The organism is Kutzneria viridogrisea DSM 43870, assembly GCF_000525635.1.
GTDB classification, from domain to species: domain Bacteria; phylum Actinomycetota; class Actinomycetes; order Mycobacteriales; family Pseudonocardiaceae; genus Kutzneria; species Kutzneria viridogrisea.
Window position 1 is genome coordinate 4479096 of record NZ_CP007155.1, and the last position, 21596, is coordinate 4500691.

Below are 21596 nucleotides of genomic sequence, written 5' to 3' on the forward strand. Positions count from 1 at the left end.
GAACCGGTTGCGGCGCCTCGGTGAAACGATGGCGAGGTCAGCACAACAACGGTGTGAGGGGCGGCGGGAATGCCGAAGGCCAGCCAGGAACTCCAGGTCCTGCTCGACCAGTGGGCGGCGGAGGCCGCCGTGCCGGGAGCCGTGGTGGGCGTCCTGCACGGCGGCGAGGAGTCGGTGCTGGCCACGGGAGTGTCCAATGTGGATACCGCGCTGCCGGTGGACGGCGACACGCTGTTCATGATCGGCTCGACGAGCAAGACGTTCACCGCGGCCGTGGTGCTGGCCCTGGCCGAGGACGGCCTGCTGGCACTGGACAAGCCGATCGTGGAGTACCTCCCCGACCTCCGGCTGGCCGATCCGCTCGCGCGGAAGACGATCACAGTGCGGCACCTGCTCACCCACTCGGCCGGATTCCTGGGGGACGTGGACATCGACACCGGCTGGGGGACAGGTGCCCTCGCCGCCGCCGTCGAGCAGTTCGACGTGCTGCCGCAGGTGTTCCCGGCCGGTGCGGTGTTCTCCTACAGCAACACCGGGTTCATGCTGGCCGGCCGGGTGGCGGAGGTGGTGGCGGACACCCCGTTCGAGGATCTCGTCCGTGCTCGGCTGCTGGAACCGCTGGGTATGGACGATTCGATGTTCCTGCCGTGGGAGGTGCTCACCCGCAGGCACGCGGTCGGTCACACGGTGCGCGAGGGGCTGCCCGCCGTCGCGCACACCGTGGGCCTGTCACGCGCGGCCGGGCCGGCCGGTGGACTGTGGTCCTCGGTTCGCGATCAGCTGAGCTGGGCGCGGTTCTTCCTGACGGGGCAGGCCAACGGCACACCACCGATCAGCGACTCCACCAGGGCCGCACTGTGGCGGCCGCAACGCAGGGCCGCACTCGGTTTCGAGGAGGTCGGGCTGAGCTGGCTGCGCACCCGGCACGGCGACGCGGAACTGGTTCGGCACGGCGGCAACGTGAGCAACCTCCAGGTGTCGGAGTTCGTCACGCTGCCCAGCGAGGAGTTCGCCGTCACCGTGCTGACCAACAGCGCCGGTGGCTCGGAGTTGGGGCCCAAGGTGGTCGACTGGTGCCTGGAGAACCTGGTCGGCCTGCCCCCGGTTGAGAGCCAGCCGACGCTGCCGCGGTCACCGGAGCGACTGGCCCACTACGCCGGACGGTACGAAACGGGGGAGCTGGCGTGCGAGTTCACCGTCCGGGACGGCTCGCTGTGGGCGCGGATGGTCCTGGGCGAGAACCTGGCCGACTCCCCACCCGCCTTCGAGGTCGCCTTCGTCGGCGAGGACGTGGTGGCCAGGGCGGCCGACACCCGCAGGCCCGGTACCCGCTTCCTGCGTGACGAGCAGGGCCAGGTGGTCATGGCGGAGTTCGGCGGCCGAACCGCCCTCAGGCGCCAGCTCACGCGATCCTCCTGAGCGGCTCGGCACCTGGGGCTGGCCCCCGGAGGAAGACGCAAGCTGGCCCCAGCGCGCGGCAGTGGAATCGCAGGCGATGCTCCTTCCCGAGTTCGCACACGCACGGTGAGGGGTAGACAGCATGGCTGGGAACCGGAAGCGCATCAGGCGGCGGGGACTGCTGACGGCGGCGGTGATCGCCGCGGGAGCGGTCCTCGCCCCGACAGCGGCCCAGGCTGCCCCGGTCGGCGGGGAGCAGAACCCGGTCCGCGCACTCCAGCGGGCGGCCCACCCGCTGCGCTCGACCGAGCCCGGGAGGAACACGGCCGACCTGCGCGCCCTGGGCGTGATGATCGGCGACGCCAAGGTAGTCGGCCTGGGCGAGGCCACCCACGGCTCGCACGAGTTCTTCACCATGAAGCAGCGGGTGTTCCGCTACCTCGTCGAGGAGAGGGGCTTCACCACCTTCGCCCTGGAGCTGAGCTGGTCCGCGGGCCTCCGGATCGACGAGTACCTCCAGACCGGCAAGGGCGAGGCCCGCGCGATCGCCAAGGAGACGCTGGCCAACTCCCCGTGGGACCGCGAGGAGTTCCTGAGCCTCATCGAGTGGATGCGCGACTACAACCGCCGCCACCCGGGCCACACCGTCCACTTCATCGGCGACGACGTCGGAGCCCCCACGCTGAGCGAGGAGTTCTTCGGCCGGGTGACCGGCTACGTGCGGCAGAACCACCCGGAGTCGCTGCCTCGGCTCAACGAGCTCTACACCGGTCTGCGCCCGATCGAGGACGTCTTCGCCTACCTGGGCAAGCCGCTGGTGGAACGACAGCGGCTCGCCGTCAACGCACAGCAGGCGCTGGAACTGGTCAGTAGCCAGCAGGGCTCCGACGCGGAGGCCTCCGAGTGGGCCGTGCAGAACGCCCGGTCCATCGCCCAGACCGCCAGGTTCCTCACCATAGACGTGGCCGACCCGGACTCGGTGGCCGCTGCCCAGCGCTTCCGTGACGAGGTGATGGCTCAGAACGTCACCTGGTGGCAGCGGCGGACCGGCCACAAGGTGCTGCTGTCGGCGCAGAACAGCCACGTCGGCTACCTCGCCAGCGATCCTGTGATGTACCCCAAGACGCAGGGGTCCTTCCTGCGCGACACGATGGGCGCGGACTACCTCGCCATCGGCCTCACCTTCAACCAGGGCTCCTTCCTGTCCAAGGACGCGGCCCTCGGCGGCGACTGGAAGAAGTTCACCGTGGGCGCCGCCGAGCCCGGGACGAACGAGTACACCCTGGACCAGGTCCGCTACCGCAACTACTACCTCGACCTCCGCAACGCCCCGGCCGCCGCGCGCGCCTGGCTGGACCTGGCCCGACCCACGCGCAACATCGGCACGATGTACCCCGTCGATCCCGCCGACCTCGCGCTTGCCCGCGCCTTCAAGGTGCTGATCCACCTCCACGAGGTCCGGGAGGCCGACCAGCTCAAGCCGTGACGGCACCCCTGTCCGGATTGTCTCGTTGCCGGCCGGGGAGGTGTGGCTCCGGACGGCGCACGAGCGGCCACTGACCAGGGCGGACGGGATGACGGTCACCTGCGCCGAAAACCCCGTCAAAGACCGGCGGCGCACCTCCGCCCGCACGTGATCGAGATCATCCTTTGGCGGGTCTCCACAAAATCCGGCACCCGACACGGTCGATTGCAGCATTCCGCTAGCGGCCGGTACACGAGAATGTTCACTGCAGGCGTGGGCGTGCCAGCCCACCACGTGTCTATCGCAGGAGGCTCGGTCGGTGTTCAGTCGTGTCGCCATCGTCAACCGCGGAGAGGCCGCGATGCGGTTGATCCACGCCGTCCGGGAGCTCGCCGCGGAGACCGGGACGCGGATCGAGACCGTCGCGTTCTACACCGACGCCGACCGCACGGCCACCTTCGTCCGCGAGGCCGACCTGGGTTACGACCTCGGCCCGGCCTCCGCCCGGCCCTACCTGGACCTGGCGGTACTGGAGCGGGCGTTGCGCGAGAGCGGCGCGGACGCGGCGTGGGTGGGCTGGGGGTTCGTCGCCGAGGACCCGGCGTTCGCGGAGCTGTGCGAGAAGGTCGGGGTCACGTTCGTCGGACCGAGCGCGGATGCCATGCGCAAGCTCGGCGACAAGATCGGCGCGAAGCTGATCGCCGAGGAGGTCGGCGTGCCGGTCGCGCCGTGGAGCCGCGGCGCGGTCGAGACCCTGGACGCCGCCAAGGCCTCGGCGGCCGAGGTCGGCTACCCGCTGATGCTCAAGGCGACCGCGGGCGGTGGCGGGCGCGGTATCCGCGTGATCACCAGTGAGGCCGAGCTCGTCGACGCCTACGAGCGCACCAGCCAGGAGGCCGCCCGCGCGTTCGGCAGCGGCGTCGTGTTCCTGGAGCGCCTGGTCACCGGCGCCCGGCACGTCGAGGTCCAGGTGATCGCCGACGGCCAGGGCACCGCATGGGCGCTCGGCGTCCGCGACTGCTCCGTGCAGCGGCGCAACCAGAAGGTCATCGAGGAGTCGGCCTCGCCGGTGCTCAGCCCGGTGCAGACGGCCGAGCTGAAGTCCTCGGCCGAGCGGCTGGCGGTCGCGGTCGGTTACCGCGGCGCGGCGACCGTGGAGTTCCTCTACCACCCCGGTGACAAGCTGTTCGCGTTCCTCGAGGTCAACACCCGCCTCCAGGTGGAGCACCCGATCACCGAGCTGACCACTGGGATGGACCTGGTGAAGGCGCAGCTGCACGTGGCCTCGGGCGGGCGGCTGGAGGGCAGGCCGCCCGCCGAGCTCGGGCACGCCATCGAGGCCCGGCTCAACGCCGAGGACCCGGACCGCGACTTCGCACCCTCACCGGGCCGCATCGTGCGGCTGGACCTGCCCGCCGGGCCGGGCATCCGGGTGGACACCGGCGTCAGCGAGGGCGACACCATCCCCGCCGACTTCGACTCGATGATCGCGAAGGTCATCGCCTACGGCCGCGACCGGGACGAGGCGCTGGGCAGGCTGCGCCGGGCGATGGCGCAGACCAAGGTGATCATCGAGGGCGGCGCGACGAACAAGAGCTTCGTGCTCGACCTGCTCGACCAGCCCGAGGTGATCGACGCCAGCGCGGACACCGGCTGGATCGACCGCGTCCGCGGCGAGGGCAGGCTCGTCTCGCACCGGCACTCCGCCGTCGCGCTGGCGGCCGCCGCCATCGAGGCGTACGAGGAGGAGGAGCGCGCCGAGCGGCAGCGGCTGCTGTCCACCGCGTTCGGCGGGCGCCCGCAGGTGCAGCACGAGAGCGGTCGGCCGCTGGACCTCAAGCTGCGCGGCGTCGGCTACCGCGTGCGCGTCGCACGGATCGGCGCGCACCGGTTCCGGGTCGGCCTCGAAGCGGGCGAGCAGGTCCGTACCGCCGACGTCGAGCTCGACCGCTTCGACCAGCACACCGGGCAGATCCTCGTCAACGGCGCCCGGTACGCCCTGCTCATCGGCACGCACGGGCCGATCCACCTGGTCGAGGTGGACGGCGTGGCGCACCGGGTCAGTCTCGACGAGGGCGGCGTGGTCCGCTCGCCCGCGCCCGCGCTGGTCGTCGCCACCCCGCTGGAGGTCGGCGCCGAGGTCGAGGCGGGCGCGCCGGTGCTGGTGCTGGAGAGCATGAAGATGGAGACGGTGCTGCGTGCGCCGTTCAAGGCTCGCCTGAAGGAGCGCGTCGTCTCCGTGGGCAGCCAGGTGGAGACCGGTGCGCCGCTGCTGCGGCTGGAGCCGCTGGCCGACGGCGCCGCGGAGGACACCTCGGCCGCCGAGCCCGTCGAGCTGGACCTGCCCGCCGCGCCCGCGCAGACCCCGGTGCTGGAGCGCACCACGCGCGGCCAGGAGGACCTGCGCAGCCTGCTGCTGGGCTTCGACGTCGACCCGCACGACGAGCGCCGGGTGCTCGACGACTACCTCGCCGCGCGCCGGGAGGCCATCGAGGACGGCCACCGGCCGCTGGCCGAGGAACTCGAACTCCTCGACGTGTTCGCCGACCTCGCCGAGCTGAGCCGCAACCGGTCCACGGGCGAGGACGGCGGCGCCGAGAGCCACGTGCACAGCGCCCGTGAGTACTTCCACACCTACCTGCAGAGCCTCGACGTCGAGCGGGCCGGCCTGCCCGAGGCGTTCCAGGCCAAGCTCGCCAAGGCGCTCGGGCACTACGGCGTCACCGACCTGGAGCGCACCCCCGAGCTCGAGGCCGCGGTGTTCCGGATCTTCCTGGCCCAGCAGCGCGCGTCCGCGGACGCCACCGTCATCACGACCTTGCTGCGCGCCTGGCTGCGGGAACTGCCGCCGAGCGAGACGCTGCGCGAGCCCGCAGGCCTCACGCTGGAGCGGCTGGTGGCCGCGACCCAGATCCGCTTCCCCGTGGTCGCCGACCTCGCGCGCGGCGTGGTGTTCGCCTGGCTCGGCCAGCCGCTGCTGCGCCGCAACCGCGCCCGCGTCTACGCAGGCGTCCGCAAGCACCTTCGCCACCTGGACGCGCACCCGCAGTCGGCGGACCGCGCCGAGCGCGTCGCCGAGATGGTGCGCAGCACCGAGCCGCTGGTGCGGCTGCTCGGCCAGCGGCTCATCCGGGACAACCTGGACAACGCGATCATGCTGGAGGTGCTGACCCGGCGGTACTACGGCAACAAGGGGCTCACCGGCGTCCGCACCAGCGAGGTCGCGGGCTGCACGTTCGTGGTCGCCGAGCGCGCGGGTTCGAGCCTGGTCTCCGCTGCGGTGCGCTTCGACGCGCTGGGCAGCGCGCTGCGCGGGCTCGCGGAGCTGGCCGGTGGCGAGGACGCCATCGACGCCGACATCTACCTGGCCTGGGAGAAGCAGCCCGAGGACTCCGGCGCGATGGCGGCGGCGCTGCAGGAGGTCGTCAGCGCGCACCCGCTGCCGACCCAGGTCCGCAGGCTCACCACCACCGTGGCGGGCAGCGGTGGGGCCGTGATGCACCACCACTTCACGTTCCGCCCGTCGACCACCGGGATGACCGAGGAGCGGCTGATCCGCGGCCTGCACCCCTACATCGCGCAGCGCATGCAGTTGGAGCGGCTGAACAAGTTCGACCTCACCCGGCTGCCGTCCTCCGACGAGGAGGTCTACCTCTTCCACTGCGTGGCGCGGGAGAACCCCTCCGACGACCGCCTCGTGGCGTTCGCGCAGGTGCGTGACCTGACCGAGCTGCGCGAGCACGACGGCAGGCTGGTCGCGCTGCCGACGGCCGAGGACACCATCGCCACCTGCCTGGACTCGATCCGCCGCGCGCAGTCCCAGCGGACCTCGAAGAAGCGCTTCAACACCAACCGGATCGTGCTCTACGTCTGGCCGCCGAGCGAGATCACCCGCGCGGAGCTGGAGATGATCGTCGGGCGCGTGCTGCCGACCACCGTGGGCGCCGGGCTGGAGGAGATCCTGCTCATCGCGCGGCAGCGTGACCGCAAGACCGGCGAGCTGACCAAGACCGCCGTGCGCATCTCCTTCGACGCCACCGGCGGCACCGAGCTGACCGTCGGCGAGCCCTCGGCGGAGCCGGTCGAGCCGCTCGACGGCTACCGGCAGAAGGTGCTCAGCGCGAGCAGCCGCAACACGGTGTACCCGTACGAGCTGACCGGGCTGCTCGGTGACTTCGTCGAGCACGACCTCGACGGTGACCACGTGCTGGTGCCGGTGGACCGGCCCAAGGGGCGCAACACCGCGGCGATCGTCGCCGGTGTGGTCACCACGCAGACCAAGCGGCACCCGGAGGGCCTGACCAGGGTGGTGCTGCTCGGCGACCCGACGAAGGCGCTGGGCGCGCTGTCGGAGCCGGAGTGCCGCCGGGTGATCGCCGCGCTGGACCTGGCCGAGCGGATGCAGGTGCCGCTGGAGTGGTATGCGCTGTCCGCGGGCGCCCGGATCTCCATGGAGTCCGGCACGGAGAACATGGACTGGGTGGCCGCGGCGCTCAAGCGGATCGTGGAGTTCACCCAGGACGGCGGCGAGATCAACGTCGTGGTCGCGGGCATCAACGTCGGCGCGCAGCCGTACTGGAACGCCGAGGCGACGATGCTCATGCACACCAAGGGCGTCCTGGTGATGACCCCGGACTCGGCGATGGTGCTGACCGGCAAGCAGTCGCTGGACTTCTCCGGTGGCGTGTCGGCCGAGGACAACTTCGGCATCGGCGGTTACGACCGGGTGATGGGCCCGAACGGGCAGGCGCAGTACTGGGCGCCGAACCTGACCGCCGCGCGGGACGTGCTGATGGCCCACTACGACCACACCTACGTCGTGCCGGGGGAGCAGGGTCCGCGGCACGCGGACACCACCGACCCGCACGACCGGGACATCTCGGACTTCCCGCACTCGGCTCCGGGCAGCGACTTCAGCACCGTGGGCGAGATCTTCTCGGCCACCGCGAACCCGGACCGCAAGAAGGCGTTCGACATCCGCACGGTGATGCGTGCGGTGGCCGACCAGGACCACCCGGTGCTGGAGCGCTGGGCGGGCATGGCCGACGCGGACACCGCCGTGGTGCAGGACGTGCACCTGGGCGGCCGGCCGGTGTGCCTGCTCGGGATCGAGTCCCGTTCGGTGCAGCGCCGCGGTTTCCCTCCCACCGACGGGCCGGACACCTACACCGCGGGCACCCTGTTCCCGCAGTCCTCGAGGAAGGCGGCCAGGGCGATCAACGCGGCCAGCGGCAACCGGCCGCTGGTGGTGCTGGCCAACCTGTCCGGCTTCGACGGCTCGCCGGAGTCGATGCGCAAACTCCAGCTGGAGTATGGCGCCGAGATCGGCCGGGCCATCGTGAACTTCGAGGGCCCGATCGTGTTCAGCGTGATCTCCCGGTACCACGGCGGCGCGTTCGTGGTGTTCTCCAAGGCGCTCAACCCGAACATGACGGTGTTCGCCATCGAGGGGTCCTTCGCCTCGGTGATCGGTGGCGCGCCCGCGGCGGCGGTGGTGTTCACCGGTGAGGTGAACCGCCGCACCTCCGCCGACAGCCGGGTCGCCGACCTGGAGGCGCGGCTGGCCGAGACCACGGGCGCGGAACGTGCCGAGCTGAACGCGAAGCTGGCCGAGGTGCGGACCTCCGTGCGCGCGGAGAAGCTGTCCGAGGTGGCCACGGAGTTCGACCGGGTGCACAGCGTGCACCGCGCGGTCGAGGTCGGCTCGGTGGACGCCGTGGTGAGCGCCGCCGAGCTGCGTCCGCGGATCATCGAGGCCATCAGCAAGGCCTGACCGCCGCTGGTCTGCCCGGGCGCCGCCGCCCGGGCAGACCAGCCACGTACGCGCCGGGATTCATCGAGATTTCATCGGCCCTCTGTAGGGTTCCCGCGTTCGAGGAACGCCTGGGCAGAGGGGGGACGGCTCGATGCCGCGCAGGGGGACAGGGAGCCGGCGGCTGCCGATGGCGGTCGCGGTCGCGGTGCTGGCAGTGACCGCGACGGCGGTGCAGGTGCTGCCGACAGCCGCCGCGAGCGGGCCGGACAAGCCGACGATCCGGTACACCGAGTACGGGATCCCGCACATCATCGCCGCGGACTGGGTGGGGCTGGGCGCGGGCTACGGTTATGCCGCGGCCAAGGACAACATCTGCACCCTGGCCGACACGTACCTGATGGTCAACGCCCAGCGGTCCCGGTACCTGGGGCCCGATGGCAAGGCGAGTCCCGGGCAGAACCAGAACACCACCACCAATCTCAACAGCGACCTGTACTTCCAGCGGATCAACGACAACCGCGTGGTGGAGCGGCTGGTCGACCAGCCCGCCCCCAACGGGCCGGAGCCGGAGGTCAGGGAGGCCATTCGCGGTTACGTCCAGGGGTACAACCGGTACCTGGCCGAGACCGGGGCGGACAACATCTCCGATCCGGCCTGCCGTGGTGCGGCCTGGGTGCGGCCGATCACCGAGCTGGACGTCTACCGGCACGCGCACGCCGAGATCATCATGGGCAGCGCCGATCCGCTGCTGGACGGCGAGGTCAACGCGGCACCGGCCGGGGCTTCGGCTGCTGCGCAGCAGCCACGTTCAGCGGACGAGGTGGGCGGGCAGATCGCCGACGCGATGGCTGCCAGCCACCGGGAGGGCATGGGCAGCAACGCGCTCGCGGTCGGTTCGCAGGGCGTGTCCGGGGGTACCGCGATGCTGCTGGCCAACCCGCACTTTCCCTGGCAGGGCAAGAACCGGATGTGGCAGAGCCAGCTGACGATCCCCGGGAAGATCAACGTGTCCGGGGCCAGCCTGCTCGGGTTCCCCGCGGTGAACATCGGGCACAACAACGAGGTCGCCTGGAGCCACACGGTCGCCACGGTGGCCCCGTTCGGGCTGTTCGACGTGCAGGTGGACCCGCTGCACCCGACCAAGTACCTGGTGGACGGCAAGTGGACGGACATGACCTCGCAGCAGGTCAGCGTCGACGTGCTGAACAAGGACGGCTCTCTCGGCAAGGTCACCAGGACGTTGTGGTCCACCCGCTACGGCCCGATCACCACCTCGGTGCAGGGCGTTCCGCTGCCCTGGGTGGTCAGCGCGCACGCGGTGCGCGACGCGAACATGGACAACCTGCGGGCGATGAACACCTGGTTCCACCTCGACCAGGCCAGGGACGTGAACGAGGTCGTGCACACCCTGGAGACCACGCAGGGCGTCCCCTTCTTCAACACCATCGCCACCGACCGCACGGGCAAGGCGCTGTACGCGGACATCCAGGCCGCCCCGAACATCACCGACGAGCACGCGAAGTCGTGCCTCACCCTGACCGGCCAGCTGCTGTTCAACCAGGTGCGGTTGCCGAACGTGCCGCCGATCTCCATCTTCGACGGCAAGCGCAGCGAGTGTGACTGGCCCAACGACCCGAACGCGGCCGCGCCCGGACTGCTGGACCCGCACAAGCAGCCACGTCTGATCCGCTCGGACTTCGTGGGCAACGCCAACGACAGCGCGTGGCTGGCCAACCCCGAGCAGCCGCTGTCCTACCCCAGGGTGATGGGCGATGCGGCGGCACCCCGGTCGCTGCGGACCCAGCAGCTGATCCTGACCGCGCAGAACCGGTTGAACGGCACCGATGGCCTGCCTGGCAAGGGCTTCACCCCCGAGAACATGCGGCAGTCGTTGTTCGCCGACCACAGTCGGGCGGCCGACCTGGCCCTGGACGCCACGGTGACGATGTGCAAGGGGCTGCTCGGTGGGCTCATCCTGGTGGACGGCACCCTGGTCAACGTGAGCGAGGCGTGCCCGATCCTGGCCGCATGGAAGGGCCACGACTACACGCTGGACAGCCGGGGGTCCTGGCTGTTCGAGAACTACTGGGCTTACCTGCTCGGCGGGAAGTCGATCGACAGCGCGCCGTGGCGGGTGCCCTTCGACCCCGCGGACCCGGTGCACACGCCCAACTCGCTGGACACCGGGAACTCGGCGGTGCGCGCCGCGTTCGGCCGAGCGGTCCTCGCGCTGCGCAAGGCGGGCATCCCGCTGGACGCCCCGCTGTCGGACGTCCAGAAGGTCACCCGCAACGGTGAGCAGATCCCGATCCACGGCTCGCTGTCCGAACTGGGCGTGCTGAACGTGATCGCTCCGGGGCAGGGCGCGGACGGCAAGCTGGACATCGTCTTCGGGTCCAGCTTCATCCAGCAGGTGCGGTTCACCGCCGACGGCCCGCCGCAGACCTCCTCGCTGCTGACCTACTCGCAGTCGGCCAACCCGAACTCGCCGCACCACGCCGACCAGACCAAGCTGTTCTCGGCCGGGCAGTGGGTGACCGAGCGGTTCACCGAGGACCAGATCGCGGCCTCACCGGCCCTGGAGGTCAAGGTCCTTGCCTGAGAACCACGTTGTGCGGTCACGACATCCGAAGGGGCGTTCCGCGATGAGCAACTCAGGCCGCTGGCGAAGGGCGGTGGCACTGCTGGCCGCCGCCGGGCTGGTCATGACGGCGGGCACGGCACAGGCCGCCGGCGACACGGCGCCGCCGCCACTGACGGACGGCTACGGTCTCACCCAGGTCGGGACCGCGACCGGGACCGCGACCAACTTCGTCCTCACCGTGACCACGCCCCAGGTGTCGGGGCAGCACCACATCAAGATCATTCTGCCGGGCGGCTACTACGAGGACCCGGCCCGGCGTTACCCGGTGATGTACTTCCTGCACGGTTCGCCCGACGACCCGGCCGCGCAGAACTACCCGGCGCTGAGCACGTCCAACTCGATGATCACCGTCATCCCGGACGGCGGTGCGCGGGGCTGGTACGCCAACTGGCTCGACCAGAAAACCGCGGTCGGTGCCCAGAACTGGGAGAACTTCCACATCAACCAGGTGATCCCGTTCATCGACGCCAACCTGCGGACCATCGCCAGCAAGAAGGCCAGGGCCGTGGCCGGGGTCTCCATGGGCGGGTTCGGGGCCCTGCACTACGCCCAGGACCACCCCGACCTGTTCGGCCAGACCGCCTCCCTGTCGGGGGACACCGATCTGTCGGTCAACTCCATGGACCTGCGCATGGCGGTCGTCGCCTCCCTCATCGACGCGACCGGCGCGCTCTGCGGCTCGGCCTCCGGTGCCTGCGATCCCGCCAACGACCCCTACAAGCCAGGGGTCAGCAGCGACGCCCTGTTCGGCACGCCCTACCCGGTGCTCAACGGCGACTGGCGGTGGAACGAGGCCGATCCCTCACAGCACATGGACAAGCTCGCCGGGGTCGGGGTCTCGCTCTACGTCGGCAACGGCGGTGGCAGGGCCACTGAACCGGAATTCTGGATCGAGGGTGCGGCCAAGCACACCAAGGCGGCCATGGACGCCCTGCGGATGCCCTACTACTACGTCGACTACGGCGACGGTTCCGCGTGGGGAACCCAGTGCAACGGTGGCCACAACAGCGGGTGCTGGGAACAGGACCTCCGTGACCTGATCCCCAGGCTGGAAAGGGCCTTCGCCTCCTGACCTCTCGCACGCACGAACTGGCCGACCGGGCTTGACCTCGAGCGCGCTCCAGTTCGTAGCGTGCGGGCATGACCACAACACTGATCACCGGGGCGAACAAGGGGCTGGGCTTCGAGACCGCGCGCCGACTCGTTGCCGCGGGGCACACCGTCTACCTCGGCAGCCGGGACGCCGAGCGCGGGCGCCGGGCCGCCGAGCAACTGGGTGCGCGGGCGGTCCAGCTCGACGTCACCGATGACGTATCCGTGCAGGCCGCGGTGCGGACCATCGAGGCCGACGGGGGACTGGACGTACTGGTGAACAACGCTGGCATCGCCAGCGAATGGCGGAGTGCGGACAACACCGTGATCGGTGCCGCGGAGGTGACCGCCGACATCATGCGGCAGACCTTCGAGACGAATGTCATCGGCATGGTGCGCGTGATCCACGCGTTTCTCCCGCTGCTGCACCGATCCGCTGCTCCGGTCGTGGTCAACGTCAGCAGTGGCCTGGCCTCGTTGACCCGGGTCACCAGCCCGGGCACTCCGGCCTACGGCTACACGGGTGTGGCGTACCCGGCCTCGAAGTCCGCAGTCAACATGATCACCGTGCAGTACGCGAAGGCGTTCCCGGCCATGCGGATCAACGCGGTGGAGCCCGGTTTCACCCGGACCGACCTGAACGGGAACTCCGGCACCCAGACAGTCGAGCAGGGCGCCGAGATCATCGTGCGCATGGCACAGGTGGGCCCGGACGGCCCGACCGGTGGCTACTTCGACGCCGAGGGCACTCTGCCCTGGTAGTCCGAACCGGGTGCCCGCCCAGGTGCGGGGCCTTGTCCGACCGGTGCGCTTCGTCCGGGCGGATGGACGCACCGTCGCGGATTCGTCGTCTCGAACGAACGGCCTTGCCGGGAGACGTCCTAGGGTGATCTCGAACGGGGTCGGCGAGGTTGCGGACGCGGCACCGGCGCGTTCGTGAGGAGACGAAGCATGCAGACGCTCTTGCGCGGTGGACGTGTTGTCGATCCGGGTACTGGTTTCGACGGGGTTGCCGACGTGCTCGTGTCCGAGGGCGTGATCACGGCCGTCGGCGCCGGACTCGCCCAGCCGCCGGGGTGCACCGTCCTCGACGTGACGGGCCTTGTCGTCGGTCCAGGGTTCATCGACCTGCACAGCCACGTGCACTCGATCGCGGGGCAACGGTTGCAGGCGATGGACGGCGTCACGACCGCACTCGACCTGGAAGCCGGCCTGATGCCCATCGAGCGGGCGTACGCCGAGGCCGCCGCGCAGGGCCGTCCGCTGCACTACGGGTTTTCCGCCTCATGGGGTTCCGCCCGAGCGCAGGTGCTCGCCGGGATCGAGCCCGACGCGAATATCGATTCTGGCCTCGCGGTGCTGGGAAACCTTGCGTGGCAACGCTCCTCCTCAGCACGTGAGCTCGCCGCATGGCTGTCCGCGCTGGACGGTGAGCTGGCCGCGGGGGCGCTCGGCATCGGCGTCCTGCTGGGGTACGCACCCGGCACCGACCCCAGCGAGTTCCTCGCCGTCGCGCGGTTGGCCGCGGTTGCCGGGGTCCCGACGTACACGCACGTCCGCGAGCTGGTCGAAGTGGACCCCGGCACCCCGGCCGACGGTTCGGAGGAGATCGCGATCGCCGCGGCCGAGACGGGGGCCGCGATGCACCACTGCCACGTCAACAGCACCTCGGGCCACCACATCGACCGGGTGCTCGGTGCGTTGGACCGCTCGCGGGCGGCCGGGTCCCGGGTGACCGTGGAGGCCTATCCGTACGGGGCGGGCAGCACGGCGGTCGGTGCCGCATTCATCGAACCGGATCGGTTGCGTATGAAGGGACTTTCCCCGTCAAGCGTGGTGATGCTCGAATCCGGGGAACGCATCGCGGACGAGGCTCGCCTGCGTCAGGTGCGGCACAGCGATCCGGGAGCACCCTGCATTCTGGAGTTCCTCGACGAGGAGAACCCGCACGAACGCGGAATGCTGCACCGGGCACTTGCCTTCCCGGACGCCATCGTCGCCAGCGACGCGCTGCCTGTCTACTGGCAGGACGGCAGTCGTGACAGCACTGAGTGGCCGCTGCCATCGGGCGGCAGGACGCATCCCCGCACCGCGGGCACCTACGCCAAGACACTGCGCCTGATGGTGCGCGAGAGCGGTGCCTGGACCTGGCTGGAAGCGTTCCGCCGGTGCTCCTACCTACCCGCGCGCGTTCTCGACGAGGTGGCGCCGAGCGCACGCGCCAAGGGACATCTCGCCGCCGGAGCGGACGCCGACCTCGTCGTGCTCGATCCCGCCGCCATCACCGACGCCGCCACCTACTTCGACCCCACCAGGCCTTCGGTCGGCGTCCGGCACCTGTTCGTCGCCGGTGTCCCCGTGGTCAGCGAGGGGCAGTTGCGGACCGACGCCCTGCCCGGTCGGCCGGTGCGGGGTGAGCCGCGATGACGAACAGTCCCGTGACGGATCTTGCAACGAATGCGGCAGACCTCGTTTCCGCGGCAGTGCGGGACGAGGCGATCGCGGCGGCGATCGCTGCGGCCTCAGCTGCGGGCGTGGAAATCCGGGAACTGACCGAGGTTGCCGACCTGACTGCGGTCGCCACCCTGTTCGAGTCGATCTGGCGCACGGATCCCGGCAGCGCGCCGGTGACCGGGGAACTGCTTCGGGCGATGACCGCGGCGGGCAACTACGTCACCGGCGCGTACGAAGGCGACGAACTTCTGGGCGCCTGCTTCGGGTTCTTCGGCCGACCGTCGAAGGGGAGCCTGCACAGCCACATCGCGGGGGTGGCGCCGAAGGCGCACGGGCGTGGACTCGGCTTCGCCCTCAAACTGCACCAGCGTGCCTGGGCACTGGCCCAGGAGGTCACCGTGATCACGTGGACCTTCGATCCTCTGGTGCGGCGCAACGCCCACTTCAACCTCTCGAAGCTGGGCGCCCGTCCAGCGCGGTACCTGCCCGACTTCTACGGCCCGATGCGGGACGGCATCAACGGATCGGACGACACCGACCGGCTCATGGTCGCCTGGGAGCTCACCGGTTCCCCCGTCCGCGCCGCCGCGCGGGGTGAACCGGTTCGCTGTGACGCCGCCGCGCTTCGTGAGCGAGGTGCGGCGCTGGCCCTGTCGGCCGCCTCCGACGGGCGACCGGTGATCGGCTCGGCAGACGGCCCCACCCTGCTCGTCGCCGTGCCACCCGACATCGAGGCGCTTCGCCGCACCGACCCGGCCCAGGGCAGGTCGTGGCGGATGGCCCTGCGGGAGGTGTTGGGCGGCCTGATGGCCGAAGGGGGCGAGGTCCTCGGATTCGACCGTGCCGGTTGGTACGTGATCTCAAGGGAGCGGTCCTGGTGAAACTCAGCGGTGTGGAACTCCGTCGTGTGCGGATGCCTTTGGTGGCGCCGTTCCGGACCTCGTTCGGCACGCAGACCGTGCGCGAGGTGCTGCTCATCCGCGTCGTGACGCCGGGGGCGGAGGGCTGGGGCGAGTGCGTCGCGATGCAGGACCCGCTCTACTCCTCGGAGTACGTCGACGCCGCCGAGCACGTGTTGCGGCGTTTCCTGGTTCCGGCTCTCCTGCATGTCGGGGAGGTCACCGCGAGTTCCGTCGCGGTCCACCTGGCGAAGTACAAGGGGCACCGGATGGCGAAAGCCGCCCTGGAGATGGCGGTTCTCGACGCCGAGCTCCGCACGCACGGCCAGTCCTTCGGCGCGGCGCTGGGGTCCACCCGCGACCGTGTGCCCTGTGGCGTCTCGGTGGGCATCATGGACTCGATCCCGCAACTGCTCGACGTGGTCGGCGGCTACCTCGACGCCGGTTACGTGCGCATCAAGTTGAAGATCGAACCCGGGTGGGACCTCGCGCCGGTGCGCGCGGTGCGGGAGCGCTTCGGTGACGACCTGCTGCTCCAGGTCGACGCGAACACCGCCTACACGCTGTCCGACGTGCCCCAACTGGCCCGCCTGGACCCGTTCGAGCTGCTGCTGGTCGAGCAGCCCCTGGACGAGGAGGACGTGCTCGGTCACGCGGAACTGGCCCGGCACATCCGAACTCCGATCTGCCTGGACGAGTCGATCGTCTCCGCCCGCTCGGCGGCCGACGCGATCAAACTCGGCGCCTGCCGGATCGTGAACATCAAGCCCGGACGGGTCGGCGGCTACCTGGAGGCGCGAAGGGTGCACGACGTGTGTGCGGCGCACGGGGTTCCCGTGTGGTGCGGCGGCATGCTCGAAACCGGCCTCGGCCGGGCCGCCAATGTCGCACTCGCCTCGCTGCCGGGGTTCACGCTCCCCGGCGACACCTCGGCCTCCGACCGGTTCTACCGGACGGACATCACCGAGCCGTTCGTGCTGGAGTCCGGTCACCTGCCCGTGCCGACGGGACCCGGCCTCGGCGTCACCCCGATTCCCGAGCTGCTGGACGAGGTCAGCACGGCACAGGAGTGGATCGGTTCGTAGCCGCGAACGAATCCGGTGCTAGATTTGGTCGGGCCGAACCAACGGGTTCGGCCCGACTGAGCCTACCGTCGGGTGGTGCTGACTCCGGTGCCTGGCAAGCCGCACACAAGTCTGGCGCGAGTGCTCGAAGACCTCGGGGAGGTCCTGCTCGAGTCGATCGCCGACGGCCGCAACGCGCGGCAGCTCCTCGGCGGTGTGGTGATCCACGACCCGCTGGACGAGTCGGAACTCCCGGCGCGGGCAGTCGTGCTGGGCGTGGGCGTGCACGATCCGGACGAGGTGGTCCGGCTCCTGCACGAACTCGGCGGGTGCGGCGCCGCGGCGCTCGTGGTCCGCGCACCGTTCGCCTCGACGCCGCAGATCAGGCAGGCCGCGACCACCTCCGGTGTTGCCCTGCTCGGCCTCGCCCGCGGCGCCTCCTGGACGCAGGTCGCCGCCATGCTCAGGACCCTGCTCGCCGAGGAGGACGTGGGCGACGTGTCGCCCCAGACGCTGGGCGGCATGCCCTCGGGCGACCTGTTCGCGTTGGCCAACGCGGTGGCCGCGCTGCTGGACGCGCCGGTGACCATCGAGGACCGCAGCTCACGGGTCCTGGCGTTCTCCGGCCGCCAGGACGAGGCCGACCAGAGCCGGGTGGAGACCATCCTGGGGCGCCAGGTACCGGAGCGGTTCACCCGGGCCTTGCAGCGAAATGGCGTCTTCGAACGGCTCTACCGCGACAACGTGCCCGTCTACGTCGAGCCGGAGTCGCAGGGCACCGAGGGGGTCATGCCGCGGGTGGCGCACGCGGTCCGTGCCGGGGACGAGGTGCTGGGCTCGATCTGGGCGGCAGTGCACGGGCCGCTGACCGAGGAGCGGACGCAGGCGTTCGTCGACGCCAGCAAACTGGTCGCGCTGCACATGCTCCGGCTGCGCGCGGGCGCCGATGTGGAACGGCGGCTGCGGGCCGACCTCGTGAGCACGGCACTGGAGGGCGGCGCGGCGGCGCCGGAGGCGATCGCCCGGCTCGGCCTGCTGGGCCAACCGGCGATCGTGCTCGCCATGGGACTGCTCGGCGGCTCGACCGGGGAGCCCTCGCCGGAGGAGGACCTACGCCGGATCGCCGACCGCCAGCGCATCGCGGACGCGCTGGCCATGCACCTGAGCGCGGTGCAACCGCGTTCGGCCGTCGCACTCGTGGGCGAGTTCGCCTACGGCATCGTGCCGATGCCAGGCAACCAGGCCGACTGCGGCGACAGGTCGCTCCGCATCGCATCGACGTTCCTGGAACGCACCGGCCAGCGGGTGGCCGCGGCGATCGGGATCGGACCGCTCGCCCTGGACGGCTCGGGCCTGCGCCGATCCCGCGAGGGCGCCGACCGGGCGCTGAGAGTGCTGCTCACCAACGGGGGACCGAGACGGGTCGCCACCGTGGAAGAGGTCCACATCGACGCGCTCATGCTGGAACTCACCGACCTCGCCGCCGCGCGTGGGGACCTCGTCGCCGGTCCCGTCGCGCGGCTGCTCGACTACGACACTCAGCACCAGTCCCAGTTGGTGCACACCCTGCGGTGCTGGCTGGACGCCTTCGGTGACGTGGTCGCCGCGTCCGCGATGGCTTTCGTACACCCCAACACCTTCCGGTACCGATTGCGGCGAGTGGCCGAGGTCGGCGAGATGGATCTGACCAACCCGGGGGAGCGGTTCGCCGCGATGGTGCAGTTGCGGCTGTTGGCTGGCGGCATGGCCCCGGCCGCGGGTGCGCGGCCAGCAGCGAGGAACGAGGGCTGAGCGCGGCCACACCAGGCCAGGTTCCGGTTGGTGGGTTCGGCCCGAAAAGCGACCAGAGGTTCGTGAAACCGCACGAACTCGCCAATTCTCCGGTTGCGCAGAATGAGACCTCAACGCGACGGCAGTCCGGCGCTGTCCGATCGTCGTGTGTGCCTGAAGTACCTTTCGCGCCAACCTATCAGCACGGAGGTTGCCATGACGGCGGGGACAGCGGACGTCACATGGACACCGCGGCGAATCAGGAAAACCGCACTGACAACGATGATCGTCCTGCTGTTCGCCTACGCGGTCGACTACATCGACCGGTTCTCGATCAGCATGGCGCTGCCGTCGATCGGTCAGGAGTTCGGGCTCGGCAAGACCGCACAGGGCTTGCTGGTCACGGTTTTCGCCTTGGTCTACATGGTCAGCCAGATTCCGGCGGGTTTCCTGGCCGACCGGTACGGCGCCCGCAGGCCGATGCTGATCACGCTCGTGCTGTGGTCGGTGTTCACCGCGGCGACCGGGACGGCCGGTACCTTCGGCATGTTGCTGGTGATCCGCGGCCTGTTCGGAGTCTGCCAGGGCTGTTTTCCCGCCGCCTCGCTCAAGGCGGTCTCGGAGCGGACGACCCCGGCCAACCGGGCGACGGCGACCGGAGTGGTGCTGTCCGCCAGCGGGATCGGTGCGGGTCTCGCGCCGCTGATCGTCGGCCCGCTGCTGATGGCCGTGGGCTGGCGGCACACCTTCTTCTGGATAGCCGGTTGCGGTGCGGTGATCGGCATCGCGATGTGGGCGATGCTGCCCAGAGCGCTGCCGGAACACCTCAGCCGGCTGCCCCGCGAAGTCGCGCCGACACCGGAGATCTCCCGCGTGCAGGTGCTGAAGTCGTTGCACGTGTGGAAGTTCGCCCTGCTGTTCTGCGTGATGAACATGCTCGGCTACGGCCTGGTCACCTGGGTGCCCAGCTATCTGATCGAGGACCGGCACCTGTCGATGGACCAGACCGGTGTGCTGGCCGCCATCCCGATGCTGGTCAGCATCGGCACGACCATCCTGGGCGGCTGGCTGTTCGACCGGTACTTCCACGACCGGGCCAGGTGGTACCTGGTGTCCATCGCGACGGCCACCGTGGTCCTGCTGGTTCTGATGGTTTCCGCCAGTAGCACAACGGAGTTCACCGTCTACGAGACCTTGGCCAGCGGTGTGTTCAGCATGGCGATGATGTGCATCTTCGGCCTCCCGTTCCGGGTGCTTCCGCCGGCGCTGATCGGGGTCGGCAGCGGGGTCATGAACTTCGGCGGCCAGGTGGCCGGTGTCATCGCCCCGGTGGCGATGGGGTGGCTGGCGGACAAGTTCTCCTATGGCGCGGCGTTCGGCTTCCTCATCGGCACCACCCTGCTCACCGTCGTGATCGCCTTCTGGGTCCCGCAGAACGCCGCGCAGTTCACCTTCCCCGGGGCACAGGGCGGCAAACCGGTCCTGGCACCGGCGGAGAACAGGTGAACGGCAACCACTTGACCCGACCAGAGGGGAGCGGCCAGACACATGGTCACTGAGACCGAGCTGATCCGGACGATCACCGACCGCGCCACCGAGGTGGGTGTGCGGGTCCGGTTGCACGCCGTGGACCTGGACGGATCGCGGCAGGTGGGCATCGACGCGACCACGCCGGTGGTCACGGCCTCGGTGTTCAAGGTGCCCGTGGCGCTGGAGCTGGCCCGGCAGGGGGCCGTCGGTGAACTGGACCTCGCCGAGCAGGTCAGGGTGGCGCCGGGCCATCCGACCGCGAGCCCCTACGGACTGGCGACCTTCCGGCACGCGGTCACGATGTCCTGGTACGACCTCGCCGTCCTGATGATCGGCATCAGCGACAACGTGGCCACCGACCTGATCATGGGCAAGGTGGGCAAGTCGGCGGTCGCGTCCCTGCTGCGGCGGCTCGGGTTCGCGCACACGGCGGTTCCCCAGGACTGCGGGGAGTTGTTGCGCACCATCGGTGAGGACCTGGGGGAGTGCTACGCCGACGACGAGCGGCAGCTGGCGGGGTTGCCGCCCGAGCGCCTCGCCGAGTTGCGTGCGCTGCGGCCCGAGCACACCTGTCGGACCACGGCCGCGGAGATCACCCGGCTGCTCGGCATGATCTGGCGGGACGAGGCCGCACCCGCGGCGGCCTGCGCGGACGTACGACGCTGGATGGGACTCCAGGTGTGGCCGCACCGGCTGCGGTCGGGCTTCTCCGCCGACGAGGTGCGGGTCAGCGGCAAGACCGGGACCCTGCCCTCGGTGCGCAACGAGGTCGGCGTCGTGGAGTACCCCGACGGCGGCCGTTACGCGGTGGGCGTCTTCACCCAGGCCATCGACGTCCGGTCGGCGGTTCCGCAGCGGGACGCCTTCATCGGTTTCGCCGCCGAGCGGGCGGTGGACTGGCTGCGACGGTGACCGGGTCTCTTCCCTGCTCGACCTCGGCGAATTTAATGATGTTAAAGGGTGGGTGCGGGAACGGTCACGCTGCGTAGTGTGCCGCGTGTAGCGAAACGGGTGAGCAGACCGATCAGGAATCGAGAAGCGCGTCCGCCGAGCCGCACCTAGTGTGACCGCCATGCACATGCGCCGGGATGCGCTGGGTCGCGGTCGGCCCCGCCAACCAGCCCGGCGCGTCCACCTCGGGGCTTCCCGTTCGTCTTCAGGAGTGACCATGACCGGCTCTTCCACCCAGGGCATCAAGACCGTGCTGCATCCCGTGTCCGACCTGGCGGCAGCCAAGGCGGTCTACACCGCCCTGCTCGGCGTGCCGCCGCAGGCCGAGGGCCCCTACTACGTCGGCTTCGATGTCGAGGGCCAGCACATCGGGCTGGTGCCGGGCGGTGGACCGCAGGGCATGACCTCGCCGGTGGCCTACTGGCACGTCTCCGACATCGAGGCGAAGCTGGCCGAGGTGACCGCGGCCGGTGCCACCGTGAAGGAGCCCGCGCACGATGTCGGCGGCGGCCGCCTGGTGGCCACCTTCACCGACCCCGACGGCAACGTCCTCGGGCTGCTCCAGGACCGATGA

General features: G+C 70.4%; 13 protein-coding genes. All 13 read left to right on the forward strand.

The window, feature by feature from the left end:
- Window positions 1–69 precede the first annotated feature (69 nt).
- The 13 genes from KALB_RS19640 to KALB_RS19700 all read left to right on the forward strand — a co-directional run bounded on the left by KALB_RS19640 (window position 70) and on the right by KALB_RS19700 (window position 21596).
- Entirely contained in the window at window positions 70–1419 is a 1350-nt protein-coding gene (locus KALB_RS19640) for a serine hydrolase domain-containing protein (protein ID WP_025357421.1), read from the forward strand.
- A 121-nt stretch (window positions 1420–1540) separates the two neighbouring features.
- Entirely contained in the window at window positions 1541–2884 is a 1344-nt protein-coding gene (locus tag KALB_RS19645) for an erythromycin esterase family protein (RefSeq protein WP_030109240.1), read from the forward strand.
- A gap of 298 nt (window positions 2885–3182) precedes the next feature.
- A complete protein-coding gene (locus tag KALB_RS19650) occupies window positions 3183–8636 on the forward strand; it encodes an ATP-binding protein (RefSeq protein ID WP_025357423.1) in 5454 nt (1817 codons plus the stop codon).
- Window positions 8637–8805: 169 nt separating this feature from the next.
- Window positions 8806–11220, forward strand: coding sequence for a penicillin acylase family protein (locus tag KALB_RS19655; protein WP_030107829.1), 2415 nt, complete (start codon window positions 8806–8808; stop codon window positions 11218–11220).
- A 43-nt stretch (window positions 11221–11263) separates the two neighbouring features.
- Entirely contained in the window at window positions 11264–12334 is a 1071-nt protein-coding gene (locus KALB_RS19660; RefSeq protein ID WP_030107828.1) for an alpha/beta hydrolase, read from the forward strand.
- A 68-nt stretch (window positions 12335–12402) separates the two neighbouring features.
- Window positions 12403–13116 (forward strand): SDR family NAD(P)-dependent oxidoreductase, encoded by a 714-nt coding sequence (locus KALB_RS19665; protein ID WP_025357426.1) that lies wholly within the window; start codon window positions 12403–12405, stop codon window positions 13114–13116.
- 189 nt (window positions 13117–13305) lie between these two features.
- Entirely contained in the window at window positions 13306–14781 is a 1476-nt protein-coding gene (locus tag KALB_RS19670; protein WP_025357427.1) for an amidohydrolase family protein, read from the forward strand.
- On the forward strand, window positions 14778–15689 hold the full coding sequence (locus tag KALB_RS19675; protein ID WP_148309539.1) for a GNAT family N-acetyltransferase: 912 nt from the start codon (window positions 14778–14780) through the stop codon (window positions 15687–15689). The genes KALB_RS19670 and KALB_RS19675 overlap by 4 nt, the downstream gene beginning before the upstream one ends.
- Entirely contained in the window at window positions 15686–16792 is a 1107-nt protein-coding gene (gene menC / locus KALB_RS19680) for an o-succinylbenzoate synthase (RefSeq protein ID WP_025357429.1), read from the forward strand. The genes KALB_RS19675 and menC overlap by 4 nt, the downstream gene beginning before the upstream one ends.
- 75 nt (window positions 16793–16867) lie before the next feature.
- Window positions 16868–18562, forward strand: a complete 1695-nt coding sequence (locus KALB_RS19685; RefSeq protein ID WP_025357430.1) for a PucR family transcriptional regulator — start codon at window positions 16868–16870, stop codon at window positions 18560–18562.
- Window positions 18563–18823: 261 nt separating this feature from the next.
- Window positions 18824–20047 carry an MFS transporter gene (locus tag KALB_RS19690; RefSeq protein ID WP_338033865.1) on the forward strand — a complete coding sequence of 408 codons (1224 nt, stop codon included), beginning with the start codon at window positions 18824–18826 and terminating at the stop codon, window positions 20045–20047.
- A 42-nt stretch (window positions 20048–20089) separates the two neighbouring features.
- Window positions 20090–20983, forward strand: coding sequence for a serine hydrolase (locus KALB_RS19695; RefSeq protein WP_025357432.1), 894 nt, complete (start codon window positions 20090–20092; stop codon window positions 20981–20983).
- 256 nt (window positions 20984–21239) lie between these two features.
- Window positions 21240–21596, forward strand: coding sequence for a VOC family protein (locus KALB_RS19700; RefSeq protein ID WP_025357433.1), 357 nt, complete (start codon window positions 21240–21242; stop codon window positions 21594–21596).

Coding starts and splice junctions, on each gene's coding strand:
- KALB_RS19645 (WP_030109240.1), top strand. CDS start 1,541: ATGGCTGGGAACCGGAAGCGCATCAGGCGGCGGGGACTGCTGACGGCG.
- KALB_RS19695 (WP_025357432.1), top strand. CDS start 20,090: ATGGTCACTGAGACCGAGCTGATCCGGACGATCACCGACCGCGCCACC.
- KALB_RS19660 (WP_030107828.1), top strand. CDS start 11,264: ATGAGCAACTCAGGCCGCTGGCGAAGGGCGGTGGCACTGCTGGCCGCC.
- KALB_RS19690 (WP_338033865.1), top strand. CDS start 18,824: ATGATCGTCCTGCTGTTCGCCTACGCGGTCGACTACATCGACCGGTTC.
- KALB_RS19655 (WP_030107829.1), top strand. CDS start 8,806: ATGGCGGTCGCGGTCGCGGTGCTGGCAGTGACCGCGACGGCGGTGCAG.
- KALB_RS19665 (WP_025357426.1), top strand. CDS start 12,403: ATGACCACAACACTGATCACCGGGGCGAACAAGGGGCTGGGCTTCGAG.
- KALB_RS19675 (WP_148309539.1), top strand. CDS start 14,778: ATGACGAACAGTCCCGTGACGGATCTTGCAACGAATGCGGCAGACCTC.
- KALB_RS19640 (WP_025357421.1), top strand. CDS start 70: ATGCCGAAGGCCAGCCAGGAACTCCAGGTCCTGCTCGACCAGTGGGCG.
- KALB_RS19700 (WP_025357433.1), top strand. CDS start 21,240: ATGACCGGCTCTTCCACCCAGGGCATCAAGACCGTGCTGCATCCCGTG.
- KALB_RS19670 (WP_025357427.1), top strand. CDS start 13,306: ATGCAGACGCTCTTGCGCGGTGGACGTGTTGTCGATCCGGGTACTGGT.